At 59.8% G+C, this 15,523-nt stretch carries 14 protein-coding genes; 5 read left to right on the top strand and 9 right to left on the bottom strand.

The genetic code is table 11. The features are described from left to right. Positions 1–82: 82 nt before the first annotated feature. Genes MRY17_RS09180 through MRY17_RS09165 form a run of 4 tightly spaced genes read right to left on the bottom strand, consistent with a single transcriptional unit; the run spans position 83 to position 2,674 of the window. Positions 83–1,396 carry a sensor histidine kinase gene (locus MRY17_RS09180; RefSeq protein ID WP_243353612.1) on the bottom strand — a complete coding sequence of 438 codons (1,314 nt, stop codon included), beginning with the start codon at positions 1,394–1,396 and terminating at the stop codon, positions 83–85. Further along, on the bottom strand, positions 1,393–2,061 hold the full coding sequence (locus MRY17_RS09175; protein ID WP_181282617.1) for a response regulator transcription factor: 669 nt from the start codon (positions 2,059–2,061) through the stop codon (positions 1,393–1,395). Before MRY17_RS09175 ends, MRY17_RS09180 begins: the two co-directional genes overlap by 4 nt. After that, positions 2,061–2,372 (bottom strand): PepSY domain-containing protein, encoded by a 312-nt coding sequence (locus MRY17_RS09170; RefSeq protein WP_057726271.1) that lies wholly within the window; start codon positions 2,370–2,372, stop codon positions 2,061–2,063. Before MRY17_RS09170 ends, MRY17_RS09175 begins: the two co-directional genes overlap by 1 nt. After that, positions 2,372–2,674, bottom strand: coding sequence for a PepSY domain-containing protein (locus MRY17_RS09165; RefSeq protein WP_181282616.1), 303 nt, complete (start codon positions 2,672–2,674; stop codon positions 2,372–2,374). Before MRY17_RS09165 ends, MRY17_RS09170 begins: the two co-directional genes overlap by 1 nt. Positions 2,675–2,810: 136 nt before the next feature. On the opposite strand from MRY17_RS09165, the gene MRY17_RS09160 reads away from it, so the two are divergent. From MRY17_RS09160 to codA, 4 genes are all read left to right on the top strand, one after another. Beyond that, positions 2,811–3,890 carry a patatin-like phospholipase family protein gene (locus MRY17_RS09160; RefSeq protein ID WP_181282615.1) on the top strand — a complete coding sequence of 360 codons (1,080 nt, stop codon included), beginning with the start codon at positions 2,811–2,813 and terminating at the stop codon, positions 3,888–3,890. 76 nt (positions 3,891–3,966) lie between these two features. Continuing rightward, complete coding sequence (gene queD / locus MRY17_RS09155; RefSeq protein WP_181282614.1) at positions 3,967–4,323, top strand: 6-carboxytetrahydropterin synthase QueD; 357 nt, start codon at positions 3,967–3,969, stop codon at positions 4,321–4,323. A gap of 216 nt (positions 4,324–4,539) precedes the next feature. Further along, a complete protein-coding gene (codB, locus tag MRY17_RS09150) occupies positions 4,540–5,808 on the top strand; it encodes a cytosine permease (RefSeq protein WP_191956151.1) in 1,269 nt (422 codons plus the stop codon). 65 nt (positions 5,809–5,873) lie between these two features. Then, on the top strand, positions 5,874–7,109 hold the full coding sequence (codA, locus tag MRY17_RS09145; protein WP_191953599.1) for a cytosine deaminase: 1,236 nt from the start codon (positions 5,874–5,876) through the stop codon (positions 7,107–7,109). Positions 7,110–7,118: 9 nt separating this feature from the next. On the opposite strand, the gene MRY17_RS09140 is transcribed toward codA, so the two are convergent. Genes MRY17_RS09140 through MRY17_RS09125 form a run of 4 tightly spaced genes read right to left on the bottom strand, consistent with a single transcriptional unit; the run spans position 7,119 to position 12,898 of the window. Beyond that, positions 7,119–9,257, bottom strand: coding sequence for a lipase family protein (locus tag MRY17_RS09140; RefSeq protein WP_243353611.1), 2,139 nt, complete (start codon positions 9,255–9,257; stop codon positions 7,119–7,121). Positions 9,258–9,271: 14 nt separating this feature from the next. Further along, entirely contained in the window at positions 9,272–10,051 is a 780-nt protein-coding gene (locus MRY17_RS09135) for a hypothetical protein (RefSeq protein ID WP_243353610.1), read from the bottom strand. Continuing rightward, entirely contained in the window at positions 10,044–10,880 is an 837-nt protein-coding gene (locus tag MRY17_RS09130; protein WP_243353609.1) for a DUF4123 domain-containing protein, read from the bottom strand. Before MRY17_RS09130 ends, MRY17_RS09135 begins: the two co-directional genes overlap by 8 nt. Beyond that, positions 10,880–12,898 (bottom strand): type VI secretion system tip protein VgrG, encoded by a 2,019-nt coding sequence (locus MRY17_RS09125; RefSeq protein ID WP_243353608.1) that lies wholly within the window; start codon positions 12,896–12,898, stop codon positions 10,880–10,882. Before MRY17_RS09125 ends, MRY17_RS09130 begins: the two co-directional genes overlap by 1 nt. A gap of 284 nt (positions 12,899–13,182) precedes the next feature. On the opposite strand from MRY17_RS09125, the gene MRY17_RS09120 reads away from it, so the two are divergent. Further along, complete coding sequence (locus tag MRY17_RS09120; RefSeq protein WP_181282607.1) at positions 13,183–14,334, top strand: MFS transporter; 1,152 nt, start codon at positions 13,183–13,185, stop codon at positions 14,332–14,334. A gap of 48 nt (positions 14,335–14,382) precedes the next feature. Here MRY17_RS09120 and MRY17_RS09115 read toward each other — a convergent pair whose 3' ends face one another. Continuing rightward, the gene (locus tag MRY17_RS09115) at positions 14,383–15,213 is read right to left on the bottom strand and encodes a hypothetical protein (protein WP_243353607.1); all 831 of its coding nucleotides are present in this window, start codon (positions 15,211–15,213) and stop codon (positions 14,383–14,385) included. Between the last annotated feature and the right edge of the window lie 310 nt (positions 15,214–15,523).

Raw genomic sequence — 15,523 nt, 5'->3', positions numbered from 1 at the left:
AGCATCAGTAAGATAGTCATAGGCTGACGAATGGGGGCAAGTCGAACCGTCGCACCGCCCCGCCCACATGTTTAAATCTGCGCTACCGCCTGGGCAATTCGACCAGCGCCTCGAGCCCGCCCAGCTCACTTTCCTGCAACCGCAGCGCCCCGCCCCACACCTCGACGATATCGCGCACGATGCCCAGCCCCAGGCCGTGGCCGTCGATCTGTTCATCCAGGCGTGCGCCACGACTGAACACCTGGTCACGCTGAGTCTCCGGAATGCCCGGGCCGTCGTCTTCGACCGCCAGCCGGTAGCCCTGCGAAGTCTCAACCACGCTCAGTCGAACCTCGGCATCCGCCCATTTGCAGGCGTTGTCCAGCAGGTTGCCGAGCAGCTCCAGCAAATCTTCACGGTCCCAGGGCAGTTGCAGGCCGGGAGCGACGTGATAGCTGAGGTCCAGATGTTCACCATGGATCATGCGCAGGGTGGCCAGCAGCTCCGGCAGTTCCTTTTCACAGTCGAACAATGCCCCCGGAAGGGTCTCACCGGCCAGGCGCGCGCGATTAAGCTCGCGGTTGAGGCGCTGCTGCACCTGTTCAAGCTGATCGCGCAATAACTTGCTCAACTGCGGCTGATCCTTGAGCGCTTCGCTTGATGCGGCACTCAGCATCACCGCCAAGGGGGTTTTCAGCGCGTGTCCCAGGTTGCCCAGGGCATTGCGCGAGCGTTTGAGGCTGTCTTCGGTGTGCGCCAGCAAATGGTTGATCTGCGCCACCAGCGGCTCCAGCTCCACCGGCACCTGGGTGTCCAGTTGCGAGCGCTGGCCCTGTTGCAACTGAGCAATCTGATTGCGCGCGATTTCCAGCGGGCGCAAGGCGCGGCGTACGGTGATGCGCTGCAATACCAACACCACCAGCAAGGCCGCCAGCCCCAGTACCAGGCCGATCTGGCGCATCAGGCGAAAGCTTTCCCGCACCGGCGTGTAGTCCTGCGCCACACTGATGGAGATCGACTGGCCGAAGCGTTTGTAGTCCGAGCGCAATACCAATAGCTTCTGGCCTTCCGGCCCTAGCTGCAGATTGCCCTTGAGCCCGGCTTCGGGGAGCGTCGGCAGTTCCTGGTCCCACAATGAGCGCGAGCGCCAGTGCGTGTCGGCGAAATCAATGCGAAAGTAGTGCCCCGAGAAGGGCCGTTGATAGGCCGGAGACAGGCGCTGCTCGTCCAACTGCACGCCGTTCGGCCCACGCACCAGGGCCACCAGCAGGTTTTCGCTGTCGTTGCGCAGCCCGGCCTCCAGATAGCGCTGCAATCCGGCCTCGAACAGCCACAGGCTGGTTTGCGCCAGCACCACGCCGACGATCACCATCACGCTGATCAAGCCCAGGCTCAGGCGCCGCTGGATCGACTTCATGCAGGGCTGGCGCCGAACCGGTAACCCTGGCCGCGCCGGGTTTCGATCACACTGCGCCCCAGTTTGCGGCGCAGATGGTTGACGTGGACTTCCAGCACGTTGGAATCGCGCTCGGTCTCGCCATCATAGAGATGCTCGGCCAGATGACTTTTGGACAGGATCTGTTCCGGGTGCAGCATGAAATAGCGCAACAGGCGGAACTCGGCGGCCGTGAGCTGGATTTCCTCACCGTCGCGCAGCACGCACTGGCGGCCTTCATCCAGGTGCAGGCCGGCAGCTTGCAGGGTCGGTTGGTTGGCATGCCCGTGGGCCCGGCGTAACAGCGCCTGGATGCGCAGGTGCAATTCCTCGGGATGAAAAGGCTTGCTCAGGTAATCATCGGCACCGGCCTTGAGCCCTTCGATACGCTCTGCCCAGGAATCACGCGCCGTCAGCACCAGCACCGGCGTGGCCAGGGCTGCCGCGCGCCATTGCGCCAGCACCTCAAGCCCGGGCAAGCCCGGCAGGCCAAGGTCGAGGATGATCAGGTCATAGGGTTCGCTGCGGCCCTGGTAAGCCGCGTCGCGCCCATCGGCCAGCCAATCGACCGCATAGCCTTGACGCTGCAGGCCGGTCAGCAGCTCATCGGCCAGCGGGACGTTGTCTTCCACCAGAAGCAGGCGCATCAGTCTTCCTTATCCTTGATCAATGTACCGTTGGTGGCGTCGAGCTTGATTTCGCGCACGACGCCTTCGGTGGTTACCAGTTCCACTTCATAGGCGTATTGGCCATGCTTGAGCTCCAGCTCCGCCTCCAGCAGCCGCCCCCCCGGGTAGCGTGACATCGCCTTGTGCAACAGGAGCTCCAGCGGCAGGATCACGCCCTGCTGACGCAGCGCCAAGGCTTCATCCTGATTGAGATCGCGAGCGGCCAGGCTTGAGCAAAAGGCCAGGAGCGCCAGCAGCACCAGACTACCGGCGCGTCGATATAGCGTCATTACGTGTCCTGATGATTCTTGAGAACGTGCCCGGTGAGCGCGTCCAATTCAATGTCCCATTCAAGGCCATGGGCATCTTCGAGTTCGACCTGGTAGATGTACTTGCCGTACTCCTCGTCCAGGTCGGTGCCCAGCAAGGTCGATCCCGGATGCAAGGCCAGGGCGGCGGCTTCAAGCTGATCGAAGGCGACAATTGTAACAGTGCCAGGCAATTTCAGTGGTTTGTCGGGGTCCATTGCCCAGGCCGGCGTGACCGAGGACGCAATGATACCGGCGGCGACCAGCGCTGTGAGGCGCTTCATGATAAGTCTCCGTTTCAGGATGTTTTTCCTACGCATGATCACGGTACGCGCGGCAACTTAATTGAAACTGAATTGCCACCATGGCAATTTTTCCAGGAGCGAGGTTGTTCCTGCAATCGCTCTGACAGAGAACGGTATGACAGCTATTCACATCAAGTTCCCCGCCCTGACGCTCAGGGCCGGCAAACGCGCCTTCGCACGCATTCGAGGGCAAGGCCTGGCGCCCGCCGATGTTGGCATCCTCCCGGGCGCAGCCGGCGGTCCCAAGGCGTTGGGCATCCAGGGCCTGGACCTGGCGCTGTTCGGCGACTGGCTGACGCGCAAACCTCGGGAGCGTGCGCTGATCGGTGCGTCTATCGGGTCCTGGCGGTTTGCCAGCGCTTGCCTGCCCGACCCGGTGCAAGGCTTGCTCGACCTGGGCCGCCTGTACAACGAACAGCGTTTCGCCAAAGGCGTGACCATGGCCGAAGTCAGCCAGAGCTGCCGGCGCATGCTCGACGACCTGCTGGCAGGCCGCGATGCACAGGTGCTGAACCACCCCGACTACCGCCTGAACATCATGGTAGTGAAAAGCCATGGCCTGCTCGCCGATGACCATCGAGGCCGGCTGGGCCTGGGCCTGTCGTCGGTGATTGCCGACAACCTGCGCGGCCGCGCAAGACTGTCTCGGCATTTCGAACGCCTGATCATCCACGACCCCCGCCAGGCGCCTCCGGTGCACGCGCTGGAGGATTTCCCGTCACGCTTCCTTGAGCTGCAAATGGCCAACCTGCGCCAGGCACTCCTGGCCTCCGGCTCGATTCCCATGGTGATGCAAGGCGTGCGCGACCTCCCCGGCGCAGGCGTCGGCACCTACCGCGACGGCGGCCTGCTGGACTACCACCTCGACCTGCCCTACTGCGGCGACGATATCGTGCTGTACCCGCATTTCACCGACCGGGTCATTCCGGGCTGGTTCGACAAAGGCCTGCCGTGGCGGCGCAGCAACCCACAGGGGTTGCAGGATGTCCTGCTGCTGGCGCCGTCAAGGGACTACCTGGCCCGCCTGCCCCACGGCAAATTGCCGGACCGCAGCGACTTCAAGCGCTTCATGGGCGACGACGCGAGTCGCAACAAATACTGGCAGACGGCAATGAGCGAGAGTCGGCGGTTGGGGGACGAATTCCTGCAGTTGGCGGACAACGGTGGCCTGGGCGAGCGTTTGCAAGCACTTTGACCCAGCGGTATGCGCGGCGACCGGTCAAGCTGTTAAACTCGCCGCCTGCCAGATACCTGACCGAGCTGAAAATACCGTGGAAATCTTCAAAGAGTTTACGTTCGAATCCGCCCACCGCCTGCCCCACGTCCCGGATGGCCACAAATGCGGACGCCTGCACGGGCATTCGTTCAAGGTGGCGATTCACTTGAGCGGCGACCTGGATCCCCATACCGGCTGGATTCGCGACTTCTCGGAAATCAAGGCGATCTTCAAGCCGCTCTACGAGCGTCTGGACCACAATTACCTCAATGACATCCCCGGTCTGGAAAACCCCACCAGCGAAGTGCTGGCCAAGTGGATCTGGTCTGAATTGAAACCCTTGTTGCCCGAACTCAGCGCGATTCGCATCCATGAGACGTGCACCAGCGGGTGCATCTATCGCGGCGAGTAAGCGATCCAGCGTTGAAGAACCACCTGCGGGTGGTTTTTTTACGCCTGGACTCAGCTGATCCAATTTGTCACACGGCTGCACCGCTTTTGCGCTTGACGGGCTACCCACTCCCCCCCAGACGACGCCTCTCCCTGCGTTTACCTGCAATACACCACTGCCTCCGGCTTGGCACGCACGGTGCAACAGGCCTGCGTCACCATTCAGGGAGCAAGGCACATGACCCAGCAAGAATCCGGCAACGATTACCCGCTCAGCGAAGTGCCTTTGCATGCGCGCAAGGGCCTGGCATCCACGGCCATGGTGCTGCTGGGGTTCACGTTTTTTACGGCGACGATGTTTGCCGGCGGCAAGCTGGGGGTGGCCTTCAGCTTTACCGGCATGCTCGGCGTTGTGGCCCTGGGTAACCTGCTGTTGGGTATCTACGCCGCCGGCCTGGGTTACATCGCCTTCAAGAGCGGCTTGAACTCGGTGTTGATGGGGCGGTTCTGCTTTGGTGAAATCGGCAGCAAGCTCAGTGACCTGATCCTCGGCTTCACCCAGATCGGCTGGTATGCCTGGGGCACCGCCACGGCTGCGGTGGTGCTGGGCAAGTATTTCGAATTGAGCCAGGGCAGCGTGCTGGCCTTGATGGTGGTGTTTGGTCTGGTGTTCTGCGCGACCGCTTACATTGGGTATCGCGGACTGGAAATCCTGTCTTATATCGCGGTGCCCGCCATGGGCCTTTTGCTGTTGCTGTCGATGTGGGTCGCTACCGTGAAGGTGGGTGGGCTGGATGGCCTGCTGGCGGTGGTGCCGACCGCCGAACTGGACCTGTCCACGGCGATCACCCTGGTATTCGGCACCTTTGTCAGCGGCGCGACCCAGGCCACCAACTGGACGCGGTTTTCCCGCTCGGCCAAGGTTGCGGTGCTGGCCAGCCTGATCGGTTTTTTTATCGGCAACGGCCTGATGGTGCTGATCGGCGCCTATGGCGCCATCGTCTACCAGCAACCGGATGTGGTGGAAGTCCTGCTGTTGCAGGGTTTCGCCATGGCAGCGATGGCCATGCTGCTGCTCAATATCTGGAGCACCCAGGACAACACCATCTACAACTTCGCCGTCGCCGGTTGCAACCTGCTGCGCACCCGGCGGCGTAAAACCGTGACCCTGGCCGGCGCAGTGATCGGAACCCTGCTCGCCTTGCTGGGCATGTACGACATGCTCGTGCCCTACCTGATTCTGTTGGGCACGGTGATCCCGCCGATTGGCGGAGTGATCATGGCGGACTTCTTCTATCGATATCGCGGCCAGTACCCACGCCTGGCAGAGGCCCGCCTGCCCGCGTTCAACTGGCCTGGGCTCACGGCGTACGCGGTGGGTACGCTGCTGGCGTTCAACTCGCCCTGGGTTGCACCGCTGGTGGGAATCGCGGCCGCGTCGCTCACCTACATGCTCCTCAGCGCGCTGCTGCGTGTGCGCGCACCTTTGGCCGACGTCCAGGCATGAGTCTGAACACGACCAATGCTAACCTGACGGTCGCCTGACTGAATTTAGCCAAGAGGAACTTGCCCATGCACATCATCAACGCCCGCCTGCGCAACCGTGAAGGCCTGCATGATCTGCACCTGGAACATGGCCGGATCGCCAGCATCACTGCGCAAACAGGCGTACCGATGTTAATGACCGGCGACCTGGATGCAGCCGGCAACCTGGTGATCCCGCCCTTCGTCGAACCGCACATTCACCTGGATGCCACCCTCACCGCCGGCGAACCGCGCTGGAACATGAGCGGCACCCTGTTCGAAGGCATCGAATGCTGGGGCGAACGCAAAGCCACCATCACCCAGGAAGACACCAGAACCCGCGCCAAAAAAACCATCCAGGCCCTCGCCGCCCATGGCATCCAGCATGTGCGGACCCACGTCGACGTGACCGACCCGGACCTCACCGCGCTCAAGGCCATGCTGCAGGTGCGTGAAGAAAGCGCGCACCTGATCGACCTGCAAATCGTGGCCTTTCCCCAGGAAGGCATCGAGTCGTTCCGCAATGGCCGTGAATTGATGGAAGAGGCCATTCGCCTGGGCGCCGACGTCATCGGCGGCATACCCCACTTCGAATACACCCGCGATCAAGGCGTGAGTTCGGTGAAGTTTCTCATGGACCTGGCCGAACGCACCGGCTGCCTGGTGGACGTGCATTGCGACGAAACCGATGATCCGCACTCACGCTTTCTCGAAGTGCTGGCCGAAGAAGCGCGCAGCCGCGACATGGGCGCCCGCGTCACCGCCAGCCACACCACCGCCATGGGCTCCTACGACAACGCTTACTGCGCCAAACTGTTTCGTCTGCTGGGGCATTCCGGCATCAGCTTCGTCTCCTGCCCCACCGAAAGTATCCATTTGCAGGGCCGCTTTGACAGCTTCCCGAAACGCCGCGGGGTCACCCGCGTCAACGAACTGCTCGAAGCCGGCATGAACGTGTGTTTCGGCCAGGACTCCATCGTCGACCCCTGGTACCCCTTGGGCAACGGCAACATCCTGCGGGTATTGGAAGCCGGTTTGCATATCTGCCATATGCTCGGCTATCGCAACCTGCAGAGCGCCCTGGACCTGGTCACCGATAACAGCGCCCGGGCCATGGCGCTCGGCGATCGGTACGGCCTGGCCCCCGGCCGACCGGCCAACCTGTTGGTGCTTTCGGCAGACAGTGACTATGAGGTGATTCGCAGCCAGGGCCTGCCGTTGTATTCGATCCGCAACGGCAAGGTGCTGATGAAGCGTCAGCCGGCGCAAGTCGAGTTTATGTAACGTTCGGCGTTAGACAATCGAGTCGATGTCCAGCATTTGCGCTTTTCCGACGTCGCTGTGGAGCGGCGACGGGATGCTGGCAAGCTGGGACGGCACCCGGTTCTCACGGTGAGTGAACCAGCGGTTGAGGCCCTGTTGCAAATGGGCACCGTGAGCATGGCTACCGTACACATCACGCGCATCGAGGCGGCGCCAGCGCAGGCTGGCCAGGCGCTCGCGACTGGTATGCAGACGGTCGATCTCTGCGTTCAAGGCGTCGTTATGCTCGTGACTACGGTCGTTGGCCGGGCGTAAGCGCGCCATTTCACGGCGTTTAGCCCTCAGTTGCTCGCGCATGTCTTCCAGCGCGCGATCAAGCAACTCGAATTCCCTCGCGGTGATCAAGGGGCCCTGGCTATCCAGGGTTTGCTGCCAGCGGCGCAAAGTCGCCCAGGCTGCAGGAATATAGCTGGCGGTCATGAAGTGTTGGCTGGCCTGGAAAAGCTGCCTCAGCAGGTTGTCGCGGTCGGGCATGTCGCCGTGCAACTGCAACGCTCGATTACAGGCCAGTTCCTGGATCGACTCACAGCCGGGTTTCCACAGCACTGAAGAGTGCGTGCCATCCGGCAGCGTGATCGGCATGAAGTGCTGTTGCTCGCCATGGTGCTGATAGGCATGGCCACCAACGCGTACCAGGCCGGCGGCGAACAGCAAACCGCCGGCGGTGGGCGCACTGAACAAGGTGACAGCGCCCGGAACCCACAGTTTGGCCCTTGTGTTCATCCACGGCGCCGGGACACTGGGGACGGGGTCGTTATGGTTGACGATTCGGTGGTGGACCAGGGCGCAGGCGCCGGAGGTGAATTCGGAATCGGCGGCACGGGGGGCGCCGTAGGTATAGAGGAGCGGGTTGTAATGGGCGTCGGGGATTCGCCGCAGGGCTTCAGCCAGCAGCAGGGCAATCGCACCGCCCAGGCTGTGGCCGCAGATAACAACACGCTGTCCAGCGTGGTACCGCGAAAGGTAATCCAGAACAAAATGGTACGTGGCTCGAAATGCCTGGTAAAAACCTCGGTGAGCTTTACCTGCACCTTCGACGAAAGGGACCTGATGAGCATCTGCGTCGCGTAAAGTGTCCGCGCCGCTGGCAGTGCCACGGACAGCTATGAGTACAACCTCATCGTGATGGCAGATAAAAGCTTGCGTGTCAGTTCCGGATTCAACGTCGTTAAAAAAATGTATACGCTCTGGATGCTCACCAGGCGGACGATTGCGCTCATATAACTCAGGATCGAAAGGCAGAATCTCAAAGCGACGAGAGTAGGCTACGTCTTCATACAATGGATAAAACCGCTGTACTTGTTTTGAATCGAACTTCCAGGCCTCCCGGTAACATGACAACTGTTCTACAAACACGTTTCCTATACTCGGGTTCAGCGGGAAAGTGACCGTGTCCGCAGCTCCGGTTGTAGGCTCCTGACCAAATTCGCAATAACTCAATGTGGCCATGAGCGCCAACTGGTAAAGGTTCAGTGCGCAAAAACGATCATTCGTGGAGATGATTGGCCGTAGCGCTCTTAGAGGACGCACCTCCAAAATCGTAAATTGATTTGGGAACAGCACCACCCCTTTGGATAAGGACTCAGGAGGACCAAACCCCAGGTCCGCCATCATCTTGAGCGCATTGCGCGTGGGCCGGTGGGCCCCAGACGACGTTGGAGGTAAGTGGGCTTTGTACCGAACCAAATCACTTACCTCCACCTGATAAAAACAGTCTGCTTTTTGCCGTACCGGGTTACCGTCGACACATTGACCATCGCTGCTTAGAAAAAAAGTTTGCTCCGCGCGTACTTGAAGCTCCGTAATGGGCAAAGGGTAGTCAAGCCGTTTCATAAGCGTGATATAGGGTATTTCTGTTCCCGAATAAGGCTCATCCATCATGAGCACTACCGGGCCACAATAGATACCCTCCAGCCTGGTAAAACCATCCCCATCCAGCCGCCCCCTGTATTGTTGCCCAACACTGTCCTGGAGAGTATAAAGCAGACCACCGTAGGCCTTGCCGCTCCCGGTTTCATCAACGAGCCCCAAAGACAACCAATCTCCGCGTAATGGGCAAGCGGGCATCCTCTCGTTAAAAAATTGCTGCTTCCATGCATTCTGTTTCATCAAACTTTTCCCTATCAATCACACGTTGGATAAACGCTGCATAAGCGCCCATCTGGCATTTTGAAAGTCTTGAAATCGGAAACATTGCCGCGACAAAACCCGAACAAATCCTCCTCACTTTCGCCCCTGCAGCGTTTCCAGCCACGGGCAACTTTTACCCAGTTATCACCAAAAGCGGGTTGCTCCTCTTCCGTGAACGCCAACACCATCCTCAACGTTTTCCCGGACAGTCCGTCACGGTGCACATGCCCCCCAGGCCGCGCCCTCGTAAGCTTTCCGGCAGCATCCAGTGATTTGCACCAAAGGCTTTTAATTAGGGCATGCCTGGGGCCAGCGGTACGAAACAGCCATTGGCATTGCCCAGGAAGCTCTTGAACTCCCGTCTCAGGCATCAAAGGCATTCCAGGCTCCCAGCTATCGTGAAAATAGATAAGGGCATAGTCCCTACCGATATCCGACCAACGCTGCCCCCAACTGGCATTAATTACGAAAACGAGGCTGCGCAATACGAGAGGGCAGCCATTTACCTGTTCCGTTAATGGCACCTCAAAACTGACCCTATTGGCGACGGGTTTCCTGACAGCCTTGAATATTTTGAGCTCAGGTCGCCTACCCTTTCTTGCAGGCAGTTTGCAGCGTTCACCTGATGCAGGTGCGTACGAAGCGTCTCCTAACACATCAAACTCCGCCGGCAGATCCACCTCCAACGTAAAGCTGTCCGCCGCCCTCCCTGCACACCCCGTTAGACACACCATCCCAATGCCAAGCAAAACTTCCCCTCCCCATCTACGCATTCTCGAGCCCTTCGGTACGCCACTGTTCCCGCACACGCTCAAAATGCTGTCCAGGTGCCTCTCCCTCCAGCGGCTGCCAGCGAATGAGACTGCTGCGGGTCGCCTCCACCAGCCGGCGCACCACCAGAAATTCAAGTTGCTCAGACGAATGCCATTGCCAGAGACGCGCCTGCTCAAGCACATGGGCCAACCAGATCCTGGGGTCGTGAAACTCCACCAGGGCCGCCAGGTCTTCACTGTGTTCAGCCAGCAGGTAGCGCAGGATATTGGCCTGGAGAATGGCCGACGCCTGGGGGTTGGGGACTTGCAACCAGGGCACGGGGTCGGGTACCGGGTAATCACCCGGCGCGGGGTTGTCTTGGCTGCACCAACGTCCCTCATGCCAGTAGCACACGCTGATCAGCGGGCCCAGATAGACCGGCCATTGCTCTGGCGGTAGATACGCCAGGGCACGAGCCAGGGTGCGGTTGTCGTGGAAACGGTACAGGGCCTTTTCGCCTTGCGGCCCGACCAGCAGGCGCTCACGCCAATGCCGGGTCACAACGGCCAAGTCTTCGCTGGGCAGGCTGCCTAGCCACCCTCGATTTACCTCTGGGTTTTGCAGAAAACTGACCAGCGCAGGCTCCCCTGGCTGTTCCAACAGCAGGATCACCGGGCCCTTGCTCGCCAGTTGCGCTGCCGCGGTTTCACCATAGAGCGGGCAGTATTGCGAGAGGTCGCGAGCCGCCATGAGCGACTGGCAGCGCTCGTTGCTGGCTTCGAGTATCAGGCACGGACGACGCCCCGCTTGTTGTTGCTGCGCCATCCATTGATAAGACATGTCCTGCATCACGCGGCCCTCCCGGTGCTGGCGCATTGACCTTCGCGACAACGCTCGCAGATGGGGCAAAAATCCGCGTCCAATTGGCCGGCCATGTCCGTGATGAGGTGCTGTACAACCGAAACCTCGGGAGGACCCGCAACAGACGATGGGCTGGCCGACCTTGCGGTACATGGCGAACCGCCAACAGTGATTGGCCGGCTGCTGAAAATGCCGCCGGCCTGGATCTGCAAATGCTCGCCGCCCGCCTTGAAACTCAGCTGCGCGCCCGCATCAATGACAAGGCTGGCTCCCGCCTTCAGGTGAATCTGTTGACCGGCTTCGATCACCATCACCTGGGCCACCTGTATGTGGCTATCGCCTTGCACGGCGAGGTGATCGCTGGCCTTCAGCACAACGCTGCGGTCGCCCTCGATGTGGCGCTGCTCACCGCTCTCAAGACGAACCGTGCTCAAGCCCCGGATGATCTCACTGCGCTCACCGAGCACCTGCAGACGGCTGTCATGGCCCACGTGCTGTTCCAGGTCACGCTGGGCGCGCAGGTAGATCAGTTCTTCGCCACGACGGTCTTCCAGGTGCAGCTCGTTACTGCCCGCGCCACCCGGAACGCTGCGACTGCGCAACACGCTGCGGGTCTTGTGCTGCGGCAGGGAAAAGGCCGGCATGTGCAATGCATTGGGCAGGCAACCATTGATTACCGGCTGGTCCGGGTCGCCCTCCAGGAACGTCACCAGCACCTCCATGCCCACCCGTGGAATCGTCATGGCGCCAAACCCGGCACCGGCCCAACCGGTTGCGACCCTCACCCAGCAGCTGCTTTTATCATCCGACCTGTCCAGCCGGTCCCAATGAAAACGCACCTTCACGCGACCATATTCATCGCAGTGCACCTCCTCGCCCGCAGGCCCCGTAACAGTCGCCGTCTGGCTGCCATGAATGGACGCCCTGGGATGTTTGAGGGGTGGCCGATGCACGGCACGCCAAGGAGTTGCAATGAACCGATTGCGATACCCCACGAAAGTGTCCGTATCGCCTGTCGCTTCCTCCAGGACCTGTGGCTGACAGCCTTCGTGGCGCACCGAGGTGAGCAACCACAGGTCATTGCAGGTCGGATCCGGATGGTCTTGCAATTCAAGAAAGTGACCACTGCGCAACCGGGGCTGGTCACTGCTGCCCGATGCGCGATGGCGGTCGGATTGATGTCGCTCCAGGCTGCGACGCGTCAATTGCGAACCCCGTGCACGACGGGTGAAACCGGCCGGGTAACGATAATCCTCAAGGGCTGCGCCCGGTGCACAGCCAGACGCGTCCTGCAACCGCAGCGACGGGTGCTCGAAGTCGTGATCACGGCGCACCGTTCGCCGACTGCGGGTTTCCAGGCGTATATCGAAGCGCTTTACCCCATGGGTTGCGGCCATCGGATCAATCGTCGAGCAGTATCGCTGCATCGGCAGGCGCTGAAACACCGTTTGATCATCACCAAACACCAGTAGATGACTGTCGGCACTATGACGGAAGTGGTAATGGATACCCTCTTCCTCGCACAGTCGCTGAATGAAGTGCAGATCAGTCTCGCCATACTGCACGCAAAAGAGCCGCGGCGGATAAATCACCGGGCCCAGCTCGAAGGCATAGGCATCCGCCAGGATGCCGTGTTGCTCAAGCACGCTGGCGATGATCTGCGGCACGCTGCGCTGCTGGAAAATCCGCTGGTCAATGCGATGGGCGAGACAGGCCAGGCGGGGCGCGAGCGTAAGATGGTAACGGGTGAGCCGGGCTCCCTGGGCATCGCGACCGATGGCGTAGACCAACCCGTGCAGGCCTTGATCCGTTTCGCCCAGATCCAGATAGACCGGCTGATGAAGCAATACCTCCAGATCCAGCTCAGGGTTTTCGCTGACAACTTGCACCTGAATGAAATACGGTTGATCAAGACACTCACTGCCTTCGAAAGCAAGTACCTGCAAGTTGGCAGTGACGCCTGGAATCATTAATTTGAAACGTGACGAAACAAACGCGTCAACCATCCGTTGTTACCCGCCGTCAATAACCAAGTGATTAAAAGCTCTCCCTCGTTAATTGGCGCAAATGCTGGTCGAGAAAAAGCGTCTGAACGCTCTGAAGCTTAGCGATTTCAGGAAAAAAACGGCCCTTTGAAAATAAAACAGAAGATTCGTACGGCGATAATGGAAGTGTCTTTTACCAAGTTACGCTCACCAATCCCGACGGAACCCGACTCGCTCAAAGAGGCCTGATATGCAAGGATGTCGCGCCGGACATCGTTTGTTGAACGCAATACCAAGGATTATTCATGACTGCCATTCCCACTTCCGCCCCCGTGGTTCCCGGGCGGCTGGAGCAAATGTCGACCCGCATCGCTTTTTTCATCGCCGGCTTTGGCATCGCGGCCTGGGCGCCGCTGGTGCCTTACGCCAAAGCACGCGCGCAACTCAACGAAGGCACGCTTGGCCTGTTGTTGTTGTGCCTGGGGGTAGGCTCGATCCTCGCGATGCCCGTGGCAGGGGTACTGGCGTCGCGCTTTGGCTGCCGACGCGTGTTGACCGCCGGCACGGTCATGATCTGCCTGGCATTGCCGCTGCTGGCCACCGTGAGTTCGATTCCGCTGTTGATGGCGGGGTTGTTTCTGTTTGGCGCCGGGCTGGGTACCGTGGACTCGACCGTCAACCTGCAAGCGGTGATTGTTGAACGCGCCAGCGGCAAAACCATGATGTCGGGCTTCCACGGCTTGTTCAGCCTGGGCGGCATCGTGGGTGCGGCGGGGGTCTCCGGCCTGCTGGGGCTGGGCTTGTCGCCGCTGCAGGCAACCCTGGTAGTGATCGTCATCATGGTAGTGGCGCTGCTCAAGGCTGCGCCGCATTTACTGCCCTACGGCAGTGAAAGCTCGGGGCCGGCGTTTGCCATTCCCCACGGCGTAGTGCTGTTTATCGGCTGCTTGTGTTTCATCGTGTTCCTGGCCGAAGGCGCGGTACTGGACTGGAGCGCGGTGTTCCTGAGTGACGAGCGCGGGCTGGACCCAGCGTATGCGGGCCTGGGCTACGCGGCATTCGCCCTGACCATGACCGCCGGGCGCCTGACCGGTGACGTGATCGTGCGGCGCCTGGGTGCTACCCGGGTGATTGTGGCCGGTGGCACGCTGGCAGCGGCCGGTGTGTTCCTGGCGACGCTCTCCCCAGCCTGGGAAATGGCGCTGCTTGGGTACGCGCTGGTGGGCGCCGGCTGCTCCAATATCGTCCCGGTGCTCTACACCGCCGTCGGCAAGCAGAACGTGATGCCGGAACACATTGCCGTGCCGGCCATTACCACGTTGGGCTATGCAGGCATATTGGCCGGGCCGGCAATGATCGGGTTCATTGCCCATGGCAGCAGCGTGGCAACCGCCTTCCTGCTGATTGGTGGATTGCTGGCGGTGGTGGCAATCAGCGGAAGGGTATTGCGGGTATAAATTCATCTGTATGAGCGGCTTGATTCATACAACCCGCTCATGCTCCGTTTAATCGCCCTTTTCCGCTCTATCGTTTTCCAGCCATCGCTCGAGGCTATAGTTCTTATACCAGTTGTCATGGTTGAGGCTGCCCGTGGCGGCGTATCCATTCGCCTTGTAACCATCCAATGACTGCGACAGCCCGGGTCGATCAAAAAGATTTTTAAATAGGTATATCTCTCGGAGGCTGAACTTATTGCTGGCTGACCCGTCAACGGGAGCTTTGCGGATCTCATCAAGCGTTTTTACATCTATATATCGGTGCTTTTCTTCGAACCAATTGCGGTCTTTCGAAGGATCGCGAAACCGATCAAAAATACCCAAGAACTCCTTGACTAAATCTCGGTTGGTATACGAAATGAACGGGTCGGCGCTGTTCGTGTTGGGGTTGGTGTTGCCGATCAATGTGCCGCCGGCCTTTTCCAGGCTGCCGCGTGTGATCTCGCCCCCCTTTCCACGGATCGCTTCGCCGACCCTGGGTCGATTGAGTATCTCTTTGGCCAGCTTTATATCGCGCTCGGTGAGAACCGCTTCACTGGAGGTTTCCTTGGATATTTTCTGCGACTCCAAACGAGGCGGCGCAGGTTGCTGAGAGATCACCTTCAAATGTTCATGAGTCAAATGATCTGTACCCAGGAACTTGGTAAAGGTGTTAAAGCTGAGTTTGAGATCTTCAACCAGCTTATTATCGTCCGAGCTGACATAGGGGTTTCCGGCGTCGCTCATACCGCCATAATGATTCTGGTAGTCGATCTGTCGATTGGCATTGTTTACGTCAGCACCGTAGAAACTCGGCGTCGGCAGAGGTGGGCGGTACTGCGAGTTAACGGTCTCATTCATTTTTAAACCTCCAAGCATTTGGTCTTTCCAGCCTGTCCTCCAATGACTGATCCCCCAATGCATGTGGATCAATAGTACGAGGTAGGCATTCGATATGTGGCGTCTTGGAAAATAATGGTTCCAATCCATACGGTGTAAAGCAATGCCCATCGCGGTAAACGTTGGTAACGAGTTACCCCAACGATCATTAACGCGTTGAAGGCAGCTCGGCAGTCACTGGCGCCAGGAAAGTTTTTTCCACAGATTTGCAAACAATGATGGCGTTGCACCGGGACCCGGCTCGTCGACCGATGTTCGCGTACCTTTATCG

It is taken from the genome of Pseudomonas orientalis, assembly GCF_022807995.1.
In the GTDB taxonomy this organism is placed as follows: Bacteria; Pseudomonadota; Gammaproteobacteria; order Pseudomonadales; family Pseudomonadaceae; genus Aquipseudomonas; species Aquipseudomonas orientalis_B.
Note: the sequence above shows the minus strand (reverse complement) of the source record. Positions and strands in the feature narration are given on the sequence as shown.

Bases quoted from the DNA above. Each gene is read 5' to 3' on its own strand.
- MRY17_RS09180 (WP_243353612.1), bottom strand. From the start codon at position 1,396: ATGAAGTCGATCCAGCGGCGCCTGAGCCTGGGCTTGATCAGCGTGATG.
- MRY17_RS09175 (WP_181282617.1), bottom strand. From the start codon at position 2,061: ATGCGCCTGCTTCTGGTGGAAGACAACGTCCCGCTGGCCGATGAGCTG.
- MRY17_RS09170 (WP_057726271.1), bottom strand. From the start codon at position 2,372: ATGACGCTATATCGACGCGCCGGTAGTCTGGTGCTGCTGGCGCTCCTG.
- MRY17_RS09165 (WP_181282616.1), bottom strand. From the start codon at position 2,674: ATGAAGCGCCTCACAGCGCTGGTCGCCGCCGGTATCATTGCGTCCTCG.
- MRY17_RS09160 (WP_181282615.1), top strand. From the start codon at position 2,811: ATGACAGCTATTCACATCAAGTTCCCCGCCCTGACGCTCAGGGCCGGC.
- codB (WP_191956151.1), top strand. From the start codon at position 4,540: ATGACCCAGCAAGAATCCGGCAACGATTACCCGCTCAGCGAAGTGCCT.
- codA (WP_191953599.1), top strand. From the start codon at position 5,874: ATGCACATCATCAACGCCCGCCTGCGCAACCGTGAAGGCCTGCATGAT.
- MRY17_RS09140 (WP_243353611.1), bottom strand. From the start codon at position 9,257: ATGAAACAGAATGCATGGAAGCAGCAATTTTTTAACGAGAGGATGCCC.
- MRY17_RS09135 (WP_243353610.1), bottom strand. From the start codon at position 10,051: ATGCGTAGATGGGGAGGGGAAGTTTTGCTTGGCATTGGGATGGTGTGT.
- MRY17_RS09130 (WP_243353609.1), bottom strand. From the start codon at position 10,880: ATGCAGGACATGTCTTATCAATGGATGGCGCAGCAACAACAAGCGGGG.
- MRY17_RS09125 (WP_243353608.1), bottom strand. From the start codon at position 12,898: ATGGTTGACGCGTTTGTTTCGTCACGTTTCAAATTAATGATTCCAGGC.
- MRY17_RS09120 (WP_181282607.1), top strand. From the start codon at position 13,183: ATGACTGCCATTCCCACTTCCGCCCCCGTGGTTCCCGGGCGGCTGGAG.
- MRY17_RS09115 (WP_243353607.1), bottom strand. From the start codon at position 15,213: ATGAATGAGACCGTTAACTCGCAGTACCGCCCACCTCTGCCGACGCCG.